18 protein-coding genes and 1 riboswitch are annotated in these 22,088 nt (G+C 69.6%); of the genes, 7 read left to right on the forward strand and 11 right to left on the reverse strand.

Annotation, left to right across the window (positions count from 1 at the left end; all coding sequences use genetic code 11):
* Window positions 1-126: 126 nt before the first annotated feature.
* Window positions 127-996, forward strand: a complete 870-nt coding sequence (locus OG272_RS24690) for a Cof-type HAD-IIB family hydrolase (protein WP_405894872.1) — start codon at window positions 127-129, stop codon at window positions 994-996.
* Window positions 997-1,119: 123 nt separating this feature from the next.
* Here the strand turns inward: OG272_RS24690 and OG272_RS24695 are convergent, their stop codons facing one another.
* The 5 genes from OG272_RS24695 to OG272_RS24715 form a co-directional block, all read right to left on the reverse strand.
* Window positions 1,120-2,184, reverse strand: coding sequence for a M23 family metallopeptidase (locus OG272_RS24695; RefSeq protein ID WP_327728818.1), 1,065 nt, complete (start codon window positions 2,182-2,184; stop codon window positions 1,120-1,122).
* A gap of 125 nt (window positions 2,185-2,309) precedes the next feature.
* Complete coding sequence (locus OG272_RS24700; protein ID WP_327728817.1) at window positions 2,310-2,465, reverse strand: hypothetical protein; 156 nt, start codon at window positions 2,463-2,465, stop codon at window positions 2,310-2,312.
* A 104-nt stretch (window positions 2,466-2,569) separates the two neighbouring features.
* The gene (cydD, locus tag OG272_RS24705) at window positions 2,570-6,220 is read right to left on the reverse strand and encodes a thiol reductant ABC exporter subunit CydD (protein WP_405894874.1); all 3,651 of its coding nucleotides are present in this window, start codon (window positions 6,218-6,220) and stop codon (window positions 2,570-2,572) included.
* Between the two features lie 107 nt (window positions 6,221-6,327).
* Complete coding sequence (cydB, locus tag OG272_RS24710; protein ID WP_327728815.1) at window positions 6,328-7,332, reverse strand: cytochrome d ubiquinol oxidase subunit II; 1,005 nt, start codon at window positions 7,330-7,332, stop codon at window positions 6,328-6,330.
* 27 nt (window positions 7,333-7,359) lie between these two features.
* On the reverse strand, window positions 7,360-8,868 hold the full coding sequence (locus OG272_RS24715) for a cytochrome ubiquinol oxidase subunit I (RefSeq protein WP_405894875.1): 1,509 nt from the start codon (window positions 8,866-8,868) through the stop codon (window positions 7,360-7,362).
* A 382-nt stretch (window positions 8,869-9,250) separates the two neighbouring features.
* Between OG272_RS24715 and OG272_RS24720 the strand changes: the two genes are divergently transcribed.
* The gene (locus OG272_RS24720; RefSeq protein ID WP_405894876.1) at window positions 9,251-10,204 is read left to right on the forward strand and encodes an IS481 family transposase; all 954 of its coding nucleotides are present in this window, start codon (window positions 9,251-9,253) and stop codon (window positions 10,202-10,204) included.
* Here the strand turns inward: OG272_RS24720 and hisC are convergent.
* On the reverse strand, window positions 10,201-11,280 hold the full coding sequence (gene hisC / locus OG272_RS24725; protein WP_326580911.1) for a histidinol-phosphate transaminase: 1,080 nt from the start codon (window positions 11,278-11,280) through the stop codon (window positions 10,201-10,203). The genes OG272_RS24720 and hisC overlap by 4 nt on opposite strands.
* A gap of 412 nt (window positions 11,281-11,692) precedes the next feature.
* Here hisC and OG272_RS24730 point away from each other — a divergent pair, with 412 nt between their 5' ends.
* From OG272_RS24730 to OG272_RS24740, 3 genes are all read left to right on the forward strand, one after another.
* Window positions 11,693-12,805, forward strand: a complete 1,113-nt coding sequence (locus tag OG272_RS24730) for a LacI family DNA-binding transcriptional regulator (RefSeq protein WP_326580909.1) — start codon at window positions 11,693-11,695, stop codon at window positions 12,803-12,805.
* Between the two features lie 198 nt (window positions 12,806-13,003).
* On the forward strand, window positions 13,004-14,098 hold the full coding sequence (locus tag OG272_RS24735) for a metallophosphoesterase family protein (protein ID WP_327732182.1): 1,095 nt from the start codon (window positions 13,004-13,006) through the stop codon (window positions 14,096-14,098).
* A gap of 183 nt (window positions 14,099-14,281) precedes the next feature.
* Window positions 14,282-15,160 (forward strand): hypothetical protein, encoded by an 879-nt coding sequence (locus tag OG272_RS24740; RefSeq protein WP_327728813.1) that lies wholly within the window; start codon window positions 14,282-14,284, stop codon window positions 15,158-15,160.
* 233 nt (window positions 15,161-15,393) lie between these two features.
* On the opposite strand, the gene thiC is transcribed toward OG272_RS24740, so the two are convergent.
* On the reverse strand, window positions 15,394-17,220 hold the full coding sequence (thiC, locus tag OG272_RS24745; RefSeq protein ID WP_327728812.1) for a phosphomethylpyrimidine synthase ThiC: 1,827 nt from the start codon (window positions 17,218-17,220) through the stop codon (window positions 15,394-15,396).
* Window positions 17,213-17,369: riboswitch (TPP riboswitch) on the reverse strand. Its footprint overlaps the gene before it by 8 nt.
* A 71-nt stretch (window positions 17,370-17,440) precedes the next feature.
* On the opposite strand from thiC, the gene OG272_RS24750 reads away from it, so the two are divergent.
* Window positions 17,441-18,937, forward strand: a complete 1,497-nt coding sequence (locus OG272_RS24750; RefSeq protein WP_327728811.1) for a YibE/F family protein — start codon at window positions 17,441-17,443, stop codon at window positions 18,935-18,937.
* Window positions 18,938-18,967: 30 nt separating this feature from the next.
* On the opposite strand, the gene OG272_RS24755 is transcribed toward OG272_RS24750, so the two are convergent.
* The 4 genes from OG272_RS24755 to OG272_RS24770 all read right to left on the reverse strand — a co-directional run bounded on the left by OG272_RS24755 (window position 18,968) and on the right by OG272_RS24770 (window position 21,653).
* Window positions 18,968-19,405 (reverse strand): SsgA family sporulation/cell division regulator, encoded by a 438-nt coding sequence (locus tag OG272_RS24755; RefSeq protein WP_326580901.1) that lies wholly within the window; start codon window positions 19,403-19,405, stop codon window positions 18,968-18,970.
* A 98-nt stretch (window positions 19,406-19,503) separates the two neighbouring features.
* Entirely contained in the window at window positions 19,504-20,229 is a 726-nt protein-coding gene (locus OG272_RS24760; RefSeq protein WP_327732181.1) for an IclR family transcriptional regulator C-terminal domain-containing protein, read from the reverse strand.
* 729 nt (window positions 20,230-20,958) lie between these two features.
* Window positions 20,959-21,171 (reverse strand): DUF5326 family protein, encoded by a 213-nt coding sequence (locus OG272_RS24765; RefSeq protein ID WP_319103437.1) that lies wholly within the window; start codon window positions 21,169-21,171, stop codon window positions 20,959-20,961.
* Between the two features lie 164 nt (window positions 21,172-21,335).
* A complete protein-coding gene (locus OG272_RS24770; RefSeq protein ID WP_326580897.1) occupies window positions 21,336-21,653 on the reverse strand; it encodes a cupin domain-containing protein in 318 nt (105 codons plus the stop codon).
* A gap of 57 nt (window positions 21,654-21,710) precedes the next feature.
* Between OG272_RS24770 and OG272_RS24775 the strand changes: the two genes are divergently transcribed.
* Complete coding sequence (locus tag OG272_RS24775) at window positions 21,711-22,088, forward strand: phage holin family protein (protein WP_326580895.1); 378 nt, start codon at window positions 21,711-21,713, stop codon at window positions 22,086-22,088.

The following is a 22,088-nucleotide window of genomic DNA, read 5'->3' on the forward strand; positions in this document are numbered from 1 at the left end:
GCGGCTCGTAGGAGCGCGAGCGCGGTCGGTCGTAACAACGCAGCTAGTCGGCGGGTCGGAGCGGTAATCACTCACCCGTGCGGGCGCCCGCACGACCGTGCGCGCATATGCGCGACAATGGGGTCCGTGACCTCAGCGACGAGACAGCCCGAGACCCCGGCCCCGACCGTCCCGCTCCGGCTGATAGCCACGGATCTCGACGGCACCCTGCTCCGTGACGACAAGTCGGTCTCCCCGCGCACCGTCGCCGCCCTCGCGGCCGCCGAGGCGTCCGGCGTCGAGGTCTTCTTCGTCACCGGCCGCCCGGCCCGCTGGATGGACGTCGTCAGCGAACACGTCCACGGCCACGGCCTCGCGATCTGCGGGAACGGCGCCGCCGTGGTCGACCTGCACGGCGGCCCGGGCGCCCATCGCTTCGTCAAGGTCCGCGAGCTGGCGCGGGAGAACGCGCTCGACGCCGTACGACTGCTGCGCGAGGCGGCACCGGGCACGGTGTACGCGGTCGAGCAGACGTTCGGCTTCAACCAGGAGCCCGAGTACCCGAAGCTCCACATGGAGATCCCCGACATCCTCGCGCCCGCCGAGAAGCTGCTGGCCCAGGGCGGTGCGGCCGACGACGAGCCGGTACTGAAGATCCTCGCGTACCACCCGTCGATCGACCCCGACGACTTCCTCGCCACCGCCCGTATCGCCGTCGGCGACCGTGCCACCATCACCCGCTCCAGCCCCAGCGCCCTGCTGGAGATCAGCGGACCGGGCGTCTCCAAGGCCAGCACCCTCGCCCTGTGCTGCGCCGAGCGCGGTATCTCCCACGAGGAGGTGGTCGCCTTCGGTGACATGCCGAACGACGTCGAGATGCTCACGTGGGCGGGGCAGTCGTACGCCATGGGCAACGCGCACCCGGACGTCCTCGCGGCGGCGTCCGGCCGGACCGTGGCCAACAACGAGGACGGGGTGGCGGTCGTGATCGAGCGGCTGCTGGCGGAGCGGCTGTAGCCGCGACCGCCGGGCTCACCACCGTCACCGGGCGCATCAGCGACGCCGCCGAGCTCGCCACCACCGCCGCCGAACCCATGACCGCCGCTCCGCCCACGGCCACCCCCGTGCCGGAGCGCCCGGCTACAACTCCACCCCGTGCTCCCGCAGCCACGGCACGGGATCCACGGCCGACCCCAGCTCCGGGGTGACCCGTACCTCGAAGTGCAGGTGCGGTCCGGTGGAGTTGCCGGTGGTGCCCGACTGGCCGATCCACTGCCCCGCCGCCACTCGTTCGCCCTGGTCGACGGTGACGGCGGCGAGGTGCGCGTACTGCGTGCAGTAACCGTCGGCGTGCTCGACGACGACCTCGATGCCGAAGGCTCCCCCGCACGACACCTTCACCACACGCCCCGCCCCGACCGCCCGCACCGGCGTGCCGATCGGCACCGCGAAGTCCTGCCCGGTGTGCTGACTGGCCCAGTGCTCACCACCGCTGCCGTAGCCCGCGGAGAGTTCGTACGTGCCCACTGGCGCCACCCACGCCTTCGAGGGCCCGCCGGCCGGCTGCTTCAGTCGGACGGCTCCCCGGCAGGCGCCGGCCGCGACCGCCTCGTCGGCCTGCCCCTGAAGCGTCCACTGCGCCACCTCGAGCTTCTGCTGGATCACCTGCTTGATCTCGGAGAGTCCGGTCTTCCACTCCTCCAGCGCTCGCCACGCCGTCGCGGCCTTCGCCTCGTCCGCGGCGAGCCTCGCCTCCGCGCGGCGGCTCTTGGCCACGGCGTTGTTGACCGCCAGATCGGCCTGCCAGACAGCCCGGTGCCCCCGCATCAGCTGCTCCGGGTCAGCCGCGAGAAGCATCTGCGCGGTGTACGGCACCCCGCCGCCCTCGCGGTACTGGGCGCGCGCGATCCGGCCCAGGTCGGTGTTCAGCACCCCGATCTGCTTCCGTTCCCGCGCGAGCAGTTTCTCCAGCCGCTCCGCCTTCACCTTCTGCGCCTCCGCCACCCGCCGCCCCGCCTCGTACCGCTGCGTCGCCACCGCCGCTTCCTCGAACAACCGCACCACCTGGGCGCTGAGCCCTGCCTCGCCGGTCCCACCCGGGGTCCCACCGCCGCCGCTGTCGGCCGCCGTCGGCCGGACCACGAGAACCGCCGCTGCACACAGCGGCACGACGACGAACAGCGAGTGTCGGCGAGAGAAGCGCATATGCGATCGTGGCCCGGCCCCCCGCGCCAGTCCTGTTCGAGTCGTACGGCCGGGGGACACGCTGCCCCCGTACGGGCCAAGGGACTAGGCCGAACAGGGGCCCGGCTCAGGTGTGTTCGGCCCGGTCACTCGCGGGCCAGTTTGAGCCGTACGAGACGGTCCGCGAGGCGGTCCTGCTCAGACGGGCCGTGCCAGCAGTCGGCCACACGACAGCGGCCCGACGGCAGCGGGCAGTCGGCGTCGGCCGGGACGGCCACCGCACTCAGCGAAGCTCCGGCCACACCACCGTCTGCCGCCCCACCCGTTCGTCCGCAACGGTCGGTCGGGCGCCCGGCCGACCGTCCGTCAGAGCCGCGACGAGATTCTCCGGCGAAGCCGCGATCGATCAGACTGAGACCAGCAGCTCTCCCGCCGCCTCCCGCTCCACCATCGTCCGCAAGGGGCCGTCCACCAGGGCCAGTTCCGCATAGGTCCCACGCTGCGCGACGCGTCCCTCCGCCAGCACGACCACCTCGTCCACGGCCTCGAGGCCGGCCAGCCGATGGGTGATCAGCAAGGTCGTGCGGCCCTCGGTCGCGGCCAGCAGGTCCTCGGTGAGCGCGTCGGCCGTCGGCAGGTCCAGATGTTCCGCGGGCTCGTCGAGGACGAGAACCGGGAAGTCGGCCAGCAAAGCACGGGCGAGGGCGAGCCGCTGACGCTGGCCGCCGGACAGCCGTGCCCCGTGCTCACCGATCAGGGTGTCCAGCCCGTCGGGGAGTTCGTCGGCCCAGTCGAGCAGCCGTGCCCGCTCGAGCGCGTCCCGCAACTCCGCCTCGCCCGCGTCCTTCCGGGCGAGCAGCAGGTTCTCCCGCACCGTGCTGTCGAAGAGGTGAGCGTCCTGGGCGCACAGCCCCACGAACCGCCGTACGGCGTCACCCTCGAGCGCGTACGCGTCCACCCCACCCAGCGTGTACGTCCCGTCCCGCGCGTCCAGGAACCGCAGCAGCACCTGTGCGAGCGTCGTCTTGCCCGCCCCCGAGACACCGACCACGGCGATCCTGCGCCCCTGTTCAAGGGTGAGGTCCAGCCCGGCGAGCGCGTCCCGGTCCTGCCCGGCGTACCGCGCGCCGATCCCTGCGAGCCGCAGCGGGAACGGCGACACGGGCGCCTCGGCCGACTCCCGCGGCTCGCGTACGGGGTCGGGGGCGTCCAGCACCTCGTACACGCGCTCCGCGCTCCTGCGGACCCGCTGGCGGAACTGGACGGCCAGTGGCATCCCCAGCACCGCCTCGAACGCGGCCAGCGGGGTGAGTACGACGACGGCCATGGCCACACCGCTCAGCCGCCCGCCGACGACTGCCTGCGCGCCGAGAAGCGCGGTGGCAGCGACGGTGAGCCCGGAGACGAGCGTGGTGAGTCCGTCGCCGAGCGCCGTGGCGGTGGCGGCTCGGGAGGCGATCCGGGTGAGTACGTGGTCCGCCCGCCGCGCCTCGGCGGTACGCGCGGGCAGGGCACCCGCGACCGTCAACTCGGCGGTGCCGGTGAGCAGATCGGCCACGCGGGTGGCCAGCACCCCGCGGGCCGGCGCCAGCCGGTGCTCCGCCCGCCGGGCCACGGACCCGGTCACGAGGGGGACCCCGGCGCCGGCGGCGAGCAGCCCGACGGCGAGAGCCGCTCCGGCCTCGGGCAGCAGCCAGGCCGTGAACCCGACGGAAGCGGCGGAGACGGCCACCGCGGCCCCGGCGGGCAGCAGCCAACGCACCCAGTAGTCCTGCAGGGCGTCCACGTCGGCGACCAGCCGCGAGAGCAGATCGCCGCGCCGGGTCGTCCGCAGCCCGGCGGGTGCCAGCCGCTCCAGCCGCCGGTAGACGGCCACCCTCGTGTCGGCCAGCATCCGCAGCACCGTGTCGTGCGACACCAGCCGCTCCGCGTACCGGAACACGGCCCGCCCGATCCCGAACGCCCTCGTCGCCGTCACCGCGACCATCAGGTACAGCACCGGAGGCTGCTGCGAGGCCCGCGAGATCAGCCAGCCGGAAGTCGCCATCAGCCCGACGGCGCTCCCCAGTGCGAGGCTGCCGAGCAACAACGCGAGGGTCAGCCGGCCCCGGCGCGGGCCTGCCATGTGGCGAACACGGCCGAGTACACCCTGCCGGGCGGCGTGGTTCGATGCATCGCGGCGTGGCACCGTGATCCCAGCCCCAGCCCCAGTCGCAACCCCAGCCGCAGTCGCAGCCGCGTCGAGGGGCACCCGCGCAGCAGCAGTCTTCTCGATTGCCCTCGCGTCGACGGCCCGTCCGGCCGCCGTTGCCGTTCCAGAAGAGCCGGACTCTCCCCGATCCTCCCCTTCGGCTCCCTCGGAAGGCCTGAGCGCACCGGCGGGCTCCCCCGACAAGGGCTCCCGGGTGGACAGCGCCTCAGCCGCCCGTCCCTCCAGCCGCACCACCCGATCCGCCACGCCCAGCAGAGCCGGCCGGTGTACCACCAGCAGCACGGTCCGCCCCACCGCCAGCCGCCGTACCGCCTCCACGACCTCCGCCTCGGTCTCCCCGTCCAGTGAGGCCGTCGGCTCGTCGAGGAGCAGCACGGGCCGGTCGGCGAGGAACGCACGGGCGAGGGCGAGCCGTTGCCGCTGTCCGGCGGAGAGACCGGCCCCGTCCTCGCCGAGGACCGTCTCGGCCCCGGCCGGCAGCGCGTCCACGAACTCCAGCGCACCCGCGTCGGTGAGCGCCCGCCGTACCGCCGCGTCGTCCGCGTCCGGACGTGCCAGCCGTACGTTCTCGGCGATCGACCCGGCGTACAGGTGCGGCCGCTGCGGCACCCAGGCGACGTGCGAGCGCCACTCGTCCAGGTCGAGCGAGGCGAGATCGGTGCCTCCGACCCGCACCCCGCCCGCCGTGGCCTCCGTGAACCCCAGCAGGACGTTCAGGAGCGTCGACTTGCCCACACCGCTCGGTCCGACGAGGGCCATCGTCTCCCCGGGGGACACGGTGAAGGACACGTCCGAGACGGCATCGTACGAGCGCCCGGGGTACCGGACGGTGACCCCGTCGAAGTGGAGGGCACCGGCGGACGGCACAGCCTCGGTCCCGGACGCCGGAAGCGGTGTCTCCAGGACCGCGAAGATCTCCTCGGCCGCCGCGAGTCCCTCGGCGGCCGCGTGGAACTGGGCGCCCACCTGCCGGACCGGCAGATAGGCCTCGGGGGCCAGCACGAGGATGACCAGCCCGATGTACAGATCCATCTCACCGTGTACGAGTCGCATGCCGATGGTGACCGCGACCAGCGCGACCGAGATCGTGGCGAGCAGCTCCAGCGCGAAGGACGACAGGAAGGCGATCCGCAGCGTCCGCATCGTCGCCTGCCGGTACTCGCCGGTGATCCGCTTGATCGACTCGGCCTGCGCCTTGGCCCGGCCGAACACCTTCAGCGTCGGAAGCCCGGCGACGACATCCAGGAAATGCCCCGACAGCTGTGACAGGAGCCGCCACTGACGGTCCATCTGCGACCGGGTTGCCCAGCCGATGAGCACCATGAAGACCGGGATCAGCGGCAGCGTCCCGACGATGATCGCCGCCGACACCCAGTCCTCGGTGACGATCCGCGCGAGCACCGCGACGGGCACGACGACGGCCAGGCCCAGCTGCGGCAGATAGCGCGAGAAGTAGTCGTCGAGCGCGTCGGCCCCCCGGGTGGCGAGGGCGACCAGCGAACCGGTGCGCTGCCCGCTCAGCCAACCGGGCCCCAGAGCGGTGGCCCGCTCCAACAGGCGCCCCCGCAACTCCGACTTCACCGCCACACTCGCGCGGTGAGCGGCCAACTCGGTGAGCCAGGAGACCAGGGCCCTTCCCAGCGCGACCGCCGCCAGGAGCAGCAGAGGAGTACGGAGTTCAGCGACCGCCATCCCGTGCTGGAAGGCGCCGACCACGATCTCGGCGATGAGCATGGCCTGCGCGATGACGAGCGCGGCCCCGACGACACCCAGGCCGACGACCACCACCAGGAAGAGCCGGGTGGCGCGGGCGTACCGCAGCAGTCGCGGATCGATCGGTTTCACGTGAAACACCCTCTTCTCGGCAGGCATGTTTCACGTGAAACATGCCTCTTCGGCCTGAGGAGGTGTGTTTCACGTGAAACATCGTCAAACACACCTCCCACCGGGACTCAGTGCGCCGACTCGGCGATGTGCTGTGTACCGATCCGCTTGCGGAACACCCAGTACGTCCACCCCTGGTAGAGCATGACCACTGGTGTGGCGACTGCCGCACACCACGTCATGATCTTCAGGGTGTACGGACTGGACGAGGCGTTGGTGACCGTGAGGCTCCAGTCCTCGTTCAGCGAGGAAGGCATGACGTTCGGGAAGAGCGTCAGGAAGAGCATCGCGACGGCAGCCACGATGGTGACCCCGGACAGAGCGAACGCCCAGCCCTCGCGCCCCGCTCGAACCGCCACCAGCGCCGTCACGAGCGCGGCGACCGCCACGGCCGCAGCGACCAGCGAAGCTCCGTCGCCCTTCTCGATCTGGGTCCAGAGCAGGAAGAGCAGCGCCAGTCCGGCCGTCACGGCACCGACGCGCAGCGCCAGCGTCCGCGCCCGCTCCCGGATGTCACCGACGGTCTTGAGGCCGACGAACACCGTCCCGTGGAAGGTGAACAGCGACAGCGTGACCAGACCGCCCAGGAGGGCGTACGGGTTGAGCAGGTCGGCGAAGTTGCCCACGTACTCGAAGTCGCGGTCGATCTTCACTCCGCGGACGATGTTGGCGAAGGCCACGCCCCACAGGAACGCGGGGAGCAGCGAGGTCCAGAAGATCGCCGTCTCCCAGTTGCGCTGCCACTTCTCCTCGGGCCGCTTCACCCGGTACTCGAAGGCGACGCCCCGGACGATCAGACAGACCAGGATGAGCAGCAGCGGCAGATAGAAGCCGGAGAAGAGGGTGGCGTACCACTCGGGGAAGGCGGCGAAGGTCGCGCCGCCCGCCGACAGCAGCCACACCTCGTTTCCGTCCCAGACGGGCCCGATGGTGTTGATGAGGACCCGCTTCTCCGGACGGTTCCGGGCCAGCAGCTTGGTGAGGACACCGACCCCGAAGTCGAAGCCCTCCAGGAAGAAGTAGCCGATCCACAGGACGGCGATGAGAACGAACCAGACGTCGTGAAGTTCCATGACTGTGCTCCCTTGGCCCGGTGCGGCCTAGTACGAGAAGGCCATCGGCTTGTCGGCGTCACGGGAGTCGCCGCCGATCTTCGTGGGCGGGTTGAGGTCGGCCTCCGTCAGTTCCGGTGGCCCCGCCTTGACGTACTTCACGAGCAGCTTGACCTCGACGACGGCGAGGATGGCGTACAGCACGGTGAAGACGATCATCGAGGTGATGACCTCGCCCTGGGAGACACCGGGGGAGACCGCGTCCTCGGTGCGCAGCACGCCGTAGACGACCCATGGCTGGCGGCCCATCTCGGTGAAGATCCAGCCCCAGGAGCTGGCGATCAGTGGGAAGCCCAGGGTCAGGACCGCGATGCGCCAGTACCACTTGGTGAGGGTCGGGCCGAGGGCCTTCTTCGGCAGCAGGACGAGATGCGGCACCTCGTCGTCGCCGACCCGCAGGTGCTGCGGCAGCAGGAACTTCTTGCGGGTGAGCCAGAGTCCGACCATGCCGATGGCGAAGGACGCCATGCCGAAGCCGATCATCCACCGGAAACCCCAGTAGGCGACGGGGATGTTGGGCCGGTAGTCGCCGGGCCCGTACTTCTCCTGCTCGGCCTTGTTGACGTCGTTGATGCCGGGGACGTACGAGTCGAAGTCGTCGTTGGCGAGGAAGGACAGCAGACCGGGAACCTCGATGGCGACCTTGTTGTGGCCCTTGTCTACGTCGCCATAGGCGAAGACGGAGAAGGGCGCGGGCGCCTCGCCGTCCCACAGGGCCTCGGCGGCGGCCATCTTCATCGGCTGCTGCTTGAACATGACCTTGCCGAGCAGGTCGCCGCTGATCGCGGTGAGCATGCCGGCGATCACCACGGTGACCAGACCGAGTCGCAGCGAGGTCTTCATCACCGGGATGTGCTTCCTGCGGGCCAGATGGAAGGCGGCGATGCCGACCATGAAGGCACCGCCGGCGAGGAAGGCCGCCGTGAGGGTGTGAAAGACCTGGGTGAGCGTGGTGTTCTGGGTGAGGACGAGCCAGAAGTCGGTGAGCTCGGCCCGGCCTTTGGCCTCGTTGATCCGGTAGCCGACGGGGTGCTGCATCCAGGAGTTGGCCGCGAGGATGAAGTACGCCGACAGGATGGTGCCGATGGAGACCATCCAGATGCAGGCCAGGTGGATCTTCTGCGGGAGCTTGTCCCAGCCGAAGATCCACAGGCCGATGAAGGTGGACTCGAAGAAGAAGGCGATCAGCGCCTCGAAGGCGAGCGGGGCCCCGAAGACATCACCGACGAAGCGGGAGTAGTCGGACCAGTTCATGCCGAACTGGAACTCCTGCACGATGCCGGTGACGACACCCATCGCGATGTTGATCAGGAAGAGCTTGCCCCAGAACTTGGTGGCCTTGAGGTACTTCTCCTTCCCCGAGCGCACCCACGCGGTCTGCAGGCCGGCGGTGAGCGCGGCGAGCGAGATCGTGAGGGGGACGAAGAGGAAGTGGTAGACGGTGGTGATGCCGAACTGCCATCGCGCCAGAGTCTCCGGCGCCAGAGCGAGGTCCACGTCTTCTCCTTACATGCCGTGGCACTGCGGCAGTTTGTCCCGCCTGCCACGTACATCTCAGGACAACCGGGACGCGCTTGTGAACGCGTTCACATTCACAAGCAATTATGACGCATACCCGTTCGAGCATCGATGGGTGGGGGGTCCCTAAGTCCGTGCCGATGGGCCTATGGCGCAAACAGGCACGTCAGCCCTATCGCGCACGCGGAAGGGGTTCGGGAGATCCCGAACCCCTCACCGCCGAGAGCACCGAGAGCTAGATGTTCTGTCCCGGGAGGTTGTGGACGGTGACAGGGATCACGGCTGATTGATCTTGAAATGGGTGAGGGCCTTCTGGCCTGGTGTGGATTGCGACATCTGCACCAGCAACAGAAAGGCCCTCGTGCCCCACCGTAATGCACCCCTGACCGAGACCGGCCGTCTGCGTCTGGCCCGCTGCGTGGTCGAGGACGGCTGGCCCCTGCGCCGGGCCGCCGAACGCTTCCAGGTCTCGCCGACCACCGCCCGGCGCTGGGCCGACCGCTACCGCCGACTCGGCGAGGCAGGCATGGCCGACCGCTCCAGCCGTCCCCACTCCAGCCCGCGCCGCACCCCGACCCGCACAGAACGGCGGATCATCAAGGTCCGCGTGCTGCGCCGCTGGGGACCGGCCCGCATCGCGCACCTGCTCGGCCTGGTGCCCTCGACCGTGCACCGCGTGCTCACCCGCTACCGGCTGGCCCGCCTGACGCACCTGGACCGGACCACCGGCCGTGTCATACGCCGCTACGAACGCGACAGGCCAGGCGAGCTGGTGCACGTCGACATCAAGAAGCTCGGCAACATCCCCGACGGCGGCGGACACAAGATCCTGGGCCGCCAAGCGGGCCGCAAGACCCGCTCGAACGCCGGCTACAGCTACCTGCACACCGCCGTCGACGACCACTCCCGCCTCGCCTACAGCGAGATCCTCACCGACGAGAAGAAAGAGACCGCCACCGGCTTCTGGACCCGCGCCCAGGCGTTCTTCACGGCGTGCGGGATCACCGTCGAACGCGTCCTGACCGACAACGGCTCCTGCTACCGCTCACGCGACTGGCGCGACCTGCTCACCACGGCCGGGATCACCCACAAGCGAACCCGGCCCTACCGGCCGCAGACGAACGGCAAGGTCGAACGCTTCAACCGCACCCTGCTCGACGAGTGGGCCTACGCCCGCCCCTACCGCTCAGAAGCCGAACGACGCGACGCCTTCCCCGACTGGCTGCACACCTACAATCACCACCGCGGACACACCGCGCTCGCAGGCAAACCACCCGCCAGCCGCGTCCCCAACCTCACAGGGCAATACAGCTAGAGCTCCTTGCGGAACCCTTCCGTCACCTTCAAGAAGATGTCATTCCCCTCGGTCTCGCCGATCGTCACGCGCACACCCTCGCCCGGGAACGGCCGCACGACGACACCGGCCTGCTCGCACACACCGGCGAACTCGACCGTGCGCTCCCCCAGCCGCAGCCACACGAAGTTCGCCTGCGTCTCCGGAACCGTCCAGCCCTGGGCTCGCAACGTCTCGACAACCCGGTTCCGCTCGCAGACCAGCGAACCGACCCGGCCGATGAGCTCGTCCTCGGCGCGCAGAGAGGCGACCGCGGCGTCCTGTGCGAGTTGGCTCACACCGAACGGCACGGCCGTCTTGCGCAGGGCGGCCGCCACCGGTTCGTGGGCGATCGCGAAGCCCACCCGGAGTCCCGCGAGGCCGTATGCCTTGGAGAAGGTGCGCAGCACACAGACGTTCGGGCGCTCGCGGTAGAACTCGACGCCGTCCGGCACCTCGGCATCCCGCACGAACTCGCGGTACGCCTCGTCCAGCACCACCAGCACATCACCGGGCACCCGGTCGAGGAACCGCTCCAGCTCGGCCCGGCGGACGGCCGTCCCGGTCGGGTTGTTCGGATTGCAGACGAAAATCAGCCGGGTCCGGTCGGTGATCGCGTCCGCCATCGCGTCCAGGTCGTGCACGTCCCCCGGCGTCAACGGCACCTGCACGGACGTCGCGCCGCTGATCTGCGTGATGATCGGGTACGCCTCGAACGACCGCCAGGCGTAGATCACCTCGTCACCAGGCCCCGAGGTCGCCTGCAGCAGCTGCTGGGCGACACCGACCGAGCCGGTACCCGTGGCCAGGTGCGTGACCGGCACCGCGAAGCGGTCCGCGAGCTCGCTCATCAGTCCCGTGCACGCCATGTCCGGGTACCGGTTGAAGGACGCGGCCGACCCGGTCACGCTCTCCAGCACCCCGGGCAGCGGCGGATAGGGATTCTCGTTGGAGGACAGCTTGTACGCCACCGGGCCGCTCGCCGCGGCCGGCTTGCCGGGCTTGTAGGTGGGGATCCCCTCCAGCTCGGCTCGCAGCTTGGGGCTCGTCTCGCTCACCGCAGTCCTCCTCGTCGACGTAATGCTTCTCACCTTATGAGGATTCGGCGCCCCTGCGAATGGCCTGTGGACAACCGCGTCCGTCCCGCATCCACACCTCTGCTGTCACACCAGCCCCACGGGCATCAGCACACGAAGGGGTACGAATCAGGGGGCGTGCCGTTCGCGGACGCACGCGCCGGTGGCTCACGCCGTAGCGCGCATCACCCGTGCAGGTGAGTTGAGACCTCTTCGAAACATCAGCTACTTGGCAGGCCTATGCGCGCCGACAAGTCACGTAGTGCCATTGGATCGTTCAACTCCCTTACAATCCAAGGCACTTGCCCCTGTATGACCTTGCAGAAACGTGCCTGTCAACGAGTGCATATGCGTCCGCACTACCCCACCGCATGAGCCCTACTATCGGCTCGCCATGACAGCAGCAGGGAAGCACCAGGTGAGCCGCGCGGAAACTCCCCGCCGAGGCACCCGGTCGGGCCGGGCGGGCATCCGGGACGTGGCCGCCGCCGCCGGAGTCTCCATCACGACCGTTTCCGACGCCCTCAACGGCAAGGGCCGGCTCCCGGACGCCACCCGACGCCATGTACGCGAGGTCGCCGACCGACTTGGCTACCGCCCCTCGGCGGCGGCCCGAACCCTCAGAACCGGCAAGTCAGGCCTCATCGGCCTGACCGTGACCACATACGGGGATGAACCTTTCACCTTCACCGAGTTCGCGTACTTCGCGGAAATGGCGCGGGCCGCCACCTCGGCCGCGCTGGCCCGGGGCTACGCCCTGGTCATCCTCCCCGCGACCTCGCGGCACGACGTGTGGTCGAACGTCGCCCTGGACGGCACCGTGGTCATCGATCCCTCGGACCACGACCCGGTCGTCAGCGAACTGGTCCGCCAGGGCTTACCGGTGGTCTCCGACGGCCGCCCGGCCGGCTCGCTGCCGGTCACCGCGTGGGTCGACAACGACCACGAGGCCGCCGTCCTCGGCATCCTCGACCACCTGGCCGCCGCGGGAGCACGGCGGATCGGGCTCCTCACGGGCACGACGACGGACACGTACACGCATCTCTCCACCACCGCGTACCTGCGCTGGTGCGAGCGAGTGGGCCAGGATCCGGTGTACGAGGCCTACCCGGCGCACGATCCGTGCGCCGGAGCCGTCGCCGCCGACCGGCTGCTGGCCCGGCCGGACCGCCCGGACGCGGTCTACGGCCTCTTCGACCCGAACGGCACCGACCTGCTGGCCGCGGCCCGGCGGTACGGCCTGCGCGTCCCCGAGGACCTGCTGCTCGTCTGCTGCAGCGAGTCCGCCGTGTACGCGACCACCGAGCCGCCGATCACCACGCTCTCGCTCAAGCCTCGCCGGATCGGCACGGCGGTGGTCCAGCTCCTCATCGACGCCATCGAGGGAGTCGAATCGGACCAACCGGTCGAGCAGGTGATACCGACGGAGCTGATCGTGCGGACCTCGTCCGAGCGGCGTCCACCGCGTACGACGGTCAGCCCGCCACGATCACCCGAAGAGGGTTGACGCCCGAGCTGAGGATCCGAACGGGAATTGGGCGGGAGAGCCCCGCCCAATTCGGGAGAAAACCGCGGCGAACTGGGGCCCTGCGCCATTTCACCACCCCTGGGTCATCACATGGCGCGATCCGCATTCCTATGATGGGCGCACACACCGTGGGCCGCTGCGACCAGGCAGTCCGATGCGGTGCAGATGCGGGCGATGGTGGTGGAGGGGTCGATGACTCAGGGGGCCGGTCAGGGACCCGAGGTGCGGACGCCGACGGTGCGCGATTTCCGCGTGCCCGCGTACGTCCACGAGGCCGGTCCGTACGGCCACACCGCAGACCCCGGAGAGGCCTCCAGGCCCTCCGAGGAACCCGAGGGCTACCCCGAGGGATACACCCCGACCCAGCGGGACCTTCCGGTGATCAAACGGGGTGACACGCTCCAGGTCGTGATCGACCCGGAGACCGCGGAGGCCGAGCAGTCCTCCGCCCGGCCGGGTCCGCTCTTCGTCGTCGGGGACGTCCACGGCTACCTCGACGAACTCCTCGCCGCACTGCGCGAGAAGGGCCTCGTCGACACCGCGGGCAACTGGTCGGCGGGCACCGCCCGGCTCTGGTTCCTCGGAGACTTCACCGACCGGGGCCCGGACGGCATCGGCGTCATCGATCTCGTGATGCGCCTGTCCGCCGAGGCCGCCGCAGCAGGGGGCTACTGCAAGGCCCTCATGGGCAACCACGAGCTGCTGCTGCTCGGCGCCAAGCGGTTCGGCGACACCCCCGTCAACTCCGGCGCGGGCACCGCCACCTTCCAGGCCGCCTGGCTCCTCAACGGCGGCCAGAAGACCGACATGGACCGCCTCCAGGACCACCACCTCCAGTGGATGGCCCGCCTGGACGCCATGGAGGAGGTCGACGGCCACCTCCTGGTGCACTCCGACACCACGGCCTACCGCGACTACGGCGACTCCATCGAGGCGGTCAACGACACCGTCCGCGAGACGATCACGCGCAACGACCCGGACGAGGTCTGGGACCTCTTCCGCAAGTTCACCCGGCGCTTCTCCTTCCGCGACGAGGGCGGCGCCGATGCCGTGCGCTCACTGCTGGAGACCTACGGTGGCACTCGCATCGTCCATGGTCACAGCCCCATTCCGTACCTCCTGGGCGAGGTCGGCTCGGAGGACGGCGAGGACCGCTCGGGCCCCTCGGTGAACGGACCGTACACGTATGCGGACGGTCTGGCCGTCGCCATGGACGGCGGCGTGACCATGGCCGGAAAGCTGCTGGTCCAGGAACTCCCGTTGCGTAGCTGAGCCTTCAACGGGCAGGCGTCCCCCGTCGGAAGACTTGGCTGGCCAGGGGCCAATTTCTTCAAACCCCCTGTCACCGCCTGCCGTCACCGCTCTACCATCGGCTTATCCGTAGCAGGCTCCCCTCCGTTTCTGCCCGACGGCTCGTCAGCATGCCGAGCCACAAGCCCTACGGAGCATCGGGGGATGCACATGAACAGCGTTCCGCAGCACCTGCTCAGTGAGGACCGCCAGGAGTACGAGCGGATCCTCGGCGAGGCGCTGCGCTCCGCACCACAGCGCCCGGAATTCGCCGCCGGCCTCCAGCGGCTCAACCGCGAACAGCTGCGCACCATGGCTCTCAACGCCACGGCGATCATCACCGCCGCCGCGACGACCGAATACCAGTACTACGTCAAGGTCCGCGACGAATTCCGCAACCCGCCGTCGACCACCACGCCCGCCCGTGAGGGGACGGCGTCCGGGTCCAGCGAACCGGACGGCACCGCGGTGGGACTCGCCGCCACCGTGGGCGAGGTCACCGAGGCCGTCGGCGCGGGCGCCGGTGCCATAGCCACGGTGCTCGCTCCCGTCCTCGCCGGAACCGCCGCAGTGCTCTTCCTGCTCGTGGGGTACGTCATGAAGGTGCTCGACCCCGAGCGCGCGATCGCCGAGACCCTCCTCACCACGGGGTGGGTCTTCGGCGCGGTCACGGCGGCGGCGATCCTCGTGGCCGCGATCGGCCTCCTGCTCACCGCCCTGCGCAACAACGCCACCGCCCTTCTGGACGACGGAGCGCGCAGCGAGCTGAACGAGGAGGTGACCCGGGCCAGGGAAGCCTGGTGCGAGGCTCTCCTGGAGCGCGGCATCCTGCCGTTCCTCCGCGATGCCCTCGCCAACCCGGGCCCGGCGGTGCTGAGCGAGCCGGACCAGCCGGCCCGGCCCAGCCGCATGCCCCACCTCGGTTACAACCGCCCGAGCTTCAGCAGCAGCCCGGACAGCGGCGGCGCCGGCTCCCGCCCCAGCTACAGCAGCCCGGACTTCTCCAGCCCGGACTTCGGCGGGCCGGAGCACCAGCCCGAGTAGCACCCGGGCTGCGGCCGCCACCCGGAAGCAACCGGGCTTCGGCGGCCATCTGGCACGCCCCCGGCCCGCGGGCCGGAACAGGCCCCACGGCACCGCCCAACCCGCGGCGGCGGGCTCTCCCGGCAACCGGCCGGAAGAGCACCGCTCGTCGCACAGGCAGCAGTTCGCCGCACGAGCGGTGGCGGCCGCGACCGGACCACTTCGCCGCCCATGGCTTTCGGCGGAGGTGCGCCTCAGTCCGCCATCGGCAGATAGACCCGGTTCCCCGCCTCCGCGAACTCCTTGGACTTCTGGGCCATACCCGCCTCGATCTCGGACCGGGAACCACCGTGTTCACGACGGATGTCCTGGGAGATCTTCATCGAGCAGAACTTCGGTCCGCACATGGAGCAGAAGTGGGCCGTCTTGGCCGGCTCGGCCGGGAGCGTCTCGTCGTGGAACTCACGAGCCGTGTCGGGGTCGAGGGCCAGGTTGAACTGGTCCTCCCAGCGGAACTCGAAGCGGGCGTCCGACAACGCGTCGTCCCACTCCTGTGCGCCCGGATGTCCCTTGGCGATGTCCGCCGCATGAGCCGCGATCTTGTAGGTGATGACGCCGGTCTTCACGTCGTCACGATTGGGCAGTCCCAGGTGCTCCTTGGGCGTGACGTAGCAGAGCATCGCTGTGCCCCACCACGCGATCATCGCGGCACCTATGCCTGAGGTGATGTGGTCGTACGCCGGCGCGACGTCCGTGGTCAGCGGGCCGAGCGTATAGAACGGGGCCTCATCGCAGATCTCCTGCTGCAGGTCGATGTTCTCCTTGATCTTGTGCATCGGGACATGTCCCGGGCCCTCGATCATGGTCTGTACGTGGAAACTCTTGGCGATCGTGTTGAGTTCCCCGAGCGTGCGCAACTCCGCGAACTGCGCCTCGTCGTTGGCGTCCGCGATGGAGCCCGGCCGAAGGCCGTCACCGAGGGAGTACGTGACGTCGTAGGCGGCGAGGATCTCGCACAGTTCCTCGAAGTTCTCGTAGAGGAACGACTCCTTGTGGTGCGCCAGGCACCAGGCCGCCATGATCGAGCCGCCGCGCGAGACGATGCCGGTCTTGCGGTTCGCGGTGAGTGGCACATACGCGAGGCGCACGCCCGCGTGGACCGTCATGTAGTCCACGCCCTGTTCGGCCTGCTCGATGACCGTGTCCTTGTAGATCTCCCAGGTCAGCTCCTCGGCCTTGCCGTCGACCTTCTCCAGCGCCTGATAGAGCGGCACCGTGCCGATGGGGACGGGGGAGTTGCGCAGCACCCACTCGCGGGTGGTGTGGATGTTCCGGCCGGTGGACAGGTCCATGACCGTGTCGGCGCCCCACCGGGTCGCCCAGGTCATCTTCTCGACCTCCTCCTCGATGGAGGAGGTGACCGCGGAGTTGCCGATGTTGGCGTTGACCTTCACCAGGAACCTCTTGCCGATGATCATCGGCTCGATCTCCGGGTGGTTGACGTTCGCGGGCAGTACGGCCCTGCCCGCCGCGATCTCCTCGCGGACGACCTCCGGCGAGATGTTCTCCCGTACGGCCACGTACTCCATCTCGGGGGTGATCTCCCCGCGTCGTGCGTACGCGAGCTGGGTCACCGCCCGGCCGTCACGGCTACGGCGTGGCTGGCGCGGCCGCCCCGGAAACACCGCGTCGAGGTTGCGCAGCCCGCCACGCGGCGAGGTGTGCTTGACCCCGTCGTCCTCGGGGCGGACAGGACGGCCCGCGTACTCCTCGGTGTCTCCCCGGGCGATGATCCAGTTCTCGCGGAGGGGGAGGAGTCCCCGCCTGACGTCGGTCTCCGTTGTCGGATCGGTATACGGGCCGGAGGTGTCGTACAAGGTGACGGACTGCCCGTTGGTGAGGTGCACCTGGCGGACCGGCACCCGCAGATCGGGGCGCGAGCCCTCGATGTACGCCTTGTGCCAGCCGATGGACTTCCCGGCCTCCAGAGGCTGTTCGCCCTGGTTCGTTTCGCCCTCGGACGCGGTGGATACCCCGTCTGTCTGGCTGGAGGCAGGCGTGCGTGTGTCCTCGATGGTCATGAGACCTACTCCCTACGCCGGCATTACCCGGTAACAGGTTCAGCGGTCGACGCAGCGATTTCCGCCCGACGATGTTCCACGTGAAACATCGCGTCTGCGGAGGTCAGCGCCCTCTCAGCCCGGTGCTCCGAGCTCCCGCGTGTGCAAAGGTGCCTCCACGCTAGCGGCAGATGTGGCGCGGTGAACAGTGCGCATCGCTCGTTCTTGCGATGATCGGTCGGTGACCACGACGCAGCAGCCCCCGCCTCCGCCCCCCGAGCGACCCCACGGCCATGGCCCCGGAAACGGTCATGGGCACGGCTCCGACGGTGGCCATGGATACGGTTCCGGGGGCGGCCACGGCCCCGGAGACGGTCATGGATACGGTTCCGGAGGCGGTCATGGCCCCGGTGACGGACATGGCCAAGGCCCGTCCTCCGGCGGCGGCCACTCCCACAGTCACAGCCATGGCCCCGCCGCGCCCGTTTCGCAACATCTGCGCAAGGTCATCGCGGCGGTGCTGATCCCCTTCGCGACCGCGGTCGTCGTGGGCCTCGTCGTGCTCTGGCCCGGCGGCGCCCCGGCACACGAGCGCACCGGGGTGGGCTTCGACCGGCAGACGCAGCAGGCCACCGTCACCAAGGTCGACGAGGTCGACTGCTCGTCGGTGAACGCCTCGGGTGTCCCCCCGACCGGCGACACGTCCACCGCCGAGGGCTCATCCGCCCAGCAGCAGGCGAACGGCACCTGCAAGAAGGCCACGATCCGAGTCGATACGGGCGACGACAAGGGCCGTACGTTCACGGAGATCGTTCAGCCGGACCAGTCACGGCAGTTGGAGCAGGGCCAGGAGGTCGTGGTCGCCTACGAGCCCGCCGCGCCCAAGGACCTGCAGTACTCGGTCACCGACGTGAACCGGAAGTTCCCGATGGCGCTGCTCGCCGGGATCTTCGCGCTCGCCGTCGTGGTGGTGGGCCGACTGCGTGGCCTCATGGCCCTGGTGGCACTGGCCATCAGCTTCCTGGTGCTGACCCTCTTCATCCTGCCGGCCATCCTGCAGGGCTCGAACCCGCTGGTGGTGGCGGTGGTCGGGGCGAGCGCCATCATGCTGATCGCTCTCTACATGTGCCACGGGCTCTCGGCCCGGACATCCGTGGCGGTGATCGGCACCCTGATCTCGCTGCTGCTGATCGGCCTGCTGGGTTCCGGATTCATCGGCTGGGCCTATCTGACCGGCAACACGGACGACAACACCGGCCTGATCCACGGGCTGTACCCGACGATCGACATGAGTGGTCTGCTGCTCGCGGGCGTCATCATCGGCTCGCTGGGTGTGCTCGACGACGTGACGGTCACGCAGACATCGGCGGTCTGGGAGCTGCACGAGGCCAACCCGGCGATGGGCTGGCGGGACCTGTACCGCGCGGGCATCCGGATCGGCCGGGACCATATCGCGTCGGTGGTCAACACCCTGGTCCTCGCCTACGCCGGCGCCGCGCTGCCACTGCTGCTGCTCTTCTCGATCGCCCAGAGCAGTGTCGGCACGGTCGCCAACAGCGAGCTCGTCGCCGAGGAGATCGTGCGCACGCTCGTCGGCTCCATCGGCCTCGTGGCCTCAGTGCCCGTGACCACCGCGCTGGCCGCCCTGGTCGTCTCGGCCGACCGCCCGGGGGCCCCGGAAGCGGCGGCCGTGCCGGCTCCGGCACGCGGCGGAAAGGGCCGCCGCCGGAAGCGCTGAAGCGTTACGGCACCCCGGCGCCGTAACGGTTCACCCCGCGCTCTGCTCCTCCGCCAGGATGCGGTCCAGAGCCTCGTCGAGCAGCGTGTCGAAGTCGGCGAGGGAACGCTCCTGCCCCAGCGGCACGAGCTTGTCCGTACGGTCCAGGAAGGCCACCAGCGGCGCCGTGCCGACCCGGAACATCGCCTGGTCGGTGCCCACCTGAAGCCGGATCAGGACCTCGCCGAACGTCTCCGGATCGGCGGGCGCGATGTGGACGTCCCCGTCCCCACACGGCCGACCCACGCCGTCGATGAGCAGCTCCCGCCCGAAAGCCCAGGTCACCGGAGCATCACCGGGCAGGTGGAAGGTCAGCCGCACGGCATAGGGATCACAGGTCTCGTAACGCAGCTCCACCGGAATGCGGAAGGAGAGCTCCTCCGAGACCAGGAAGCTCATCATGACCTCTGCCTGTACCGACTCGTGCATCGCCTACCCCGCCGTGTTCGTCGACTGGCCAGGAATCATCCGCCTGACACCCCTGGAAGTTTGCTGAAAGTACACGAGAGATCACAAGGAGTGATTTTTCAGATGCTGATAGAGATCGCGAGTGTCCCTAGCAGCTTTCCGATCTCGGTCTGCAACTGACGGGCGACGGGCAGCAGTCTGTCCGCCTGGTGCGACGGCAACGAGATGGCGAGGGTCCCGGCGGTGGTCCCCACGGTGATGGGAATCGCTGCGCAGACCGTCCCCAGGGCGTACTCCTGCCGCTCGACGACCGGCTCCATCCGCCCGATCCGGTCCAGGCGCCGGAGCAGCGCCTCGTCGTCACGGACCGTGTACGGGGTGAGCGACTGCACCGGATAACGATCCAGGTGGTCACGGCGGGCCTCATCGCTCAACTGGGACAGCAGGCACTGTCCGATGGCGTGTGCGTGACCCGTCTCACGGAAGTCGGCCCACTCCTCGACGGCCGGGGTGTTCGGGCTGTCGGCGACGCACTTCACCTCGATCTCGCCGTCCCGGTAGATCGCGAAGTACACGGGCACACCCAGGGCGTCCCGCCAGTGCGCCAGGACCTCGCCCACCGTGCTGCGACGTTTCTGCTGCGCTCCACTGCTGCTCAGCCGCTCCGCCGCCTCACCGAGGAAGAACAGCCCCTTCTCCCGGCGGAGATAGCCATCGTGGACCAGCGTGCGGAGCAGGTGGTACGCCGTGGGGAGCGCGAGCCCGGCGTCCCGCGCCAACTGTTTGGCAGGCGCCCCGTGTTCCCGCTCGGCGACGGCCTCCAGGAGCCGCATCGCCCGCTGCACGGAGCCGATCAGAGTGCCGGAGTTCGCCTCCGACACGGTCGGCGACGCCGGGGCCGGGATCCGCGCTCCCCTTGTCGGACCGTGCCCATGAGATGGCACAGGGCGGTCGAGCCCGGCGGTCCGCGGCTGGGTCCGGGCCGGTGGTGCCGGTGGCTGTGCACGGGTCGATGATGCCGCCACCTGCGCCTGCGGCAGGACCGGTGACGCCGGTGGCCGCGTCCGTGTCTGGGGCGCGGGAAGTTCGGGACATCGCTCGTTCTCCTCGCCCGGCGAGGTACGTGGCTGCACAGGGGGAGCCGAGGTCTTCGAAGGCGCAGTACGCGGCGGTGGCGGCGCACCGTGAGTCTCCGCGGCCCGGACACGCGGCTGCTCGGCGGCTGTCGGTGTCGATCGCGGGCCCGGCTGCGTGGGAGGAAGGGCGCTCTGTGCCGACCGGGAACGCGGCCTGGCGGATGGGGAGAGCGGTTCTGCGGGTGCGGTGTCAGCCGTGGCCAAGGGTCACTCCCGAAGCGCGAGGAGGGCCGCCCGTGCGGGGGACACGGGAGGGAGATGCGCCGCCCGCGGGGTCGAGCCCGCGACGAGTTCCCGGACTCTAGCCGCCCGTCACCGCCCGCAGACCGCCCCGCCGGGAAACTTCCCTCGGGCGAGGGAACCTCACGTTCCTGTTACCGCCCTGCCCTGACCGGGGCTCACCCACTCACGCCTCAACTGTTGCACGGTGCTGACGCCTCACCAGTCGCCGCGCGACGAGGAACCCGCCGTGAACTTCCTTACGACGTAGATCAGTCCGCCGACCAGCGCCACGAAGACCAGCAGCTTGAAGAGCAGGCCCACCACGACCTGGACGACACTGACTATCAGGCCTCCGAACACCAGCAGGGCGATGACCGGCACCGCGATCCACTTCACCCACCACGGCATCCCCGCGAAGATCTCCCGCATGGCCCTTGCTCCTTGTTTCTCCACCCGTCGCCCCGCCACCGGGGCACTCATTCCGGGCCTACTGCTGTCCTGCCATCGATGCTAGGCCCGCGCAGGGGCCATCCGGGGGCTTCGCACCCCTTGTCCGACCCTGATCGTCCCCCTAGGGAACACCGAAGCGGACGTCAGCCCTCCGGCGGAGAGAACACCACCACGACCCTCAAGTCCTCTGAGATGTGGTGGAACTTGTGGGCGACCCCGGCGGGCACGTACACGACGCTGCCGCGCGCGACCTGGGTGGTCTCCAGGCCGACCGTGAGTGCCGCCCGGCCGCTCACCACGAGGTACACCTCGTCCTGGCTGTGCGGCCTCTGCGGATCGAGCTCGCCGGCATCGAGCGCGTACAGGCCGACCGACATGTTCCGCTCGCGCAGGAACTGCAGATAGGCACCGTCATTGGCGGCGCGCTCCGCCTCCAGTTCGTCCAACCGGAATGCCTTCATCGACTTAGTCGCCCCTGCCCGGTGCTCGTACCGATCGCTTCTGCCACGATCAGACACATGATGAATTTCCTAGTCAAGACGATCGCCAACGCAGGCGCCCTGGCGGTCGCTGTCTGGCTGCTCGACAAGATCACGCTGACCGGGGACAGCACGGGCAAGAAGATCGGCACGCTGCTGCTGGTCGCCCTCGTCTTCGGCCTGGTGAACGCGGTGGTCAAGCCGCTCTTGAAGCTGCTGACCCTCCCGCTGTTCATCCTGACACTCGGCCTGTTCACGCTGGTCGTGAACGCCCTGATGCTGCTGCTCACCTCGTGGCTGGCCGACAAGCTCGACCTGAGTTTCCACGTGGAGGGCTTCTGGACCGCCGTCCTCGGCGGCCTGATCATCTCGATAGTCTCCTGGGCGCTCTCCCTCGTCCTGCCCGACGGGGACTGA

This window comes from Streptomyces sp. NBC_00104 (assembly GCF_045160825.1).
Lineage (GTDB): Bacteria > Actinomycetota > Actinomycetes > Streptomycetales > Streptomycetaceae > Streptomyces.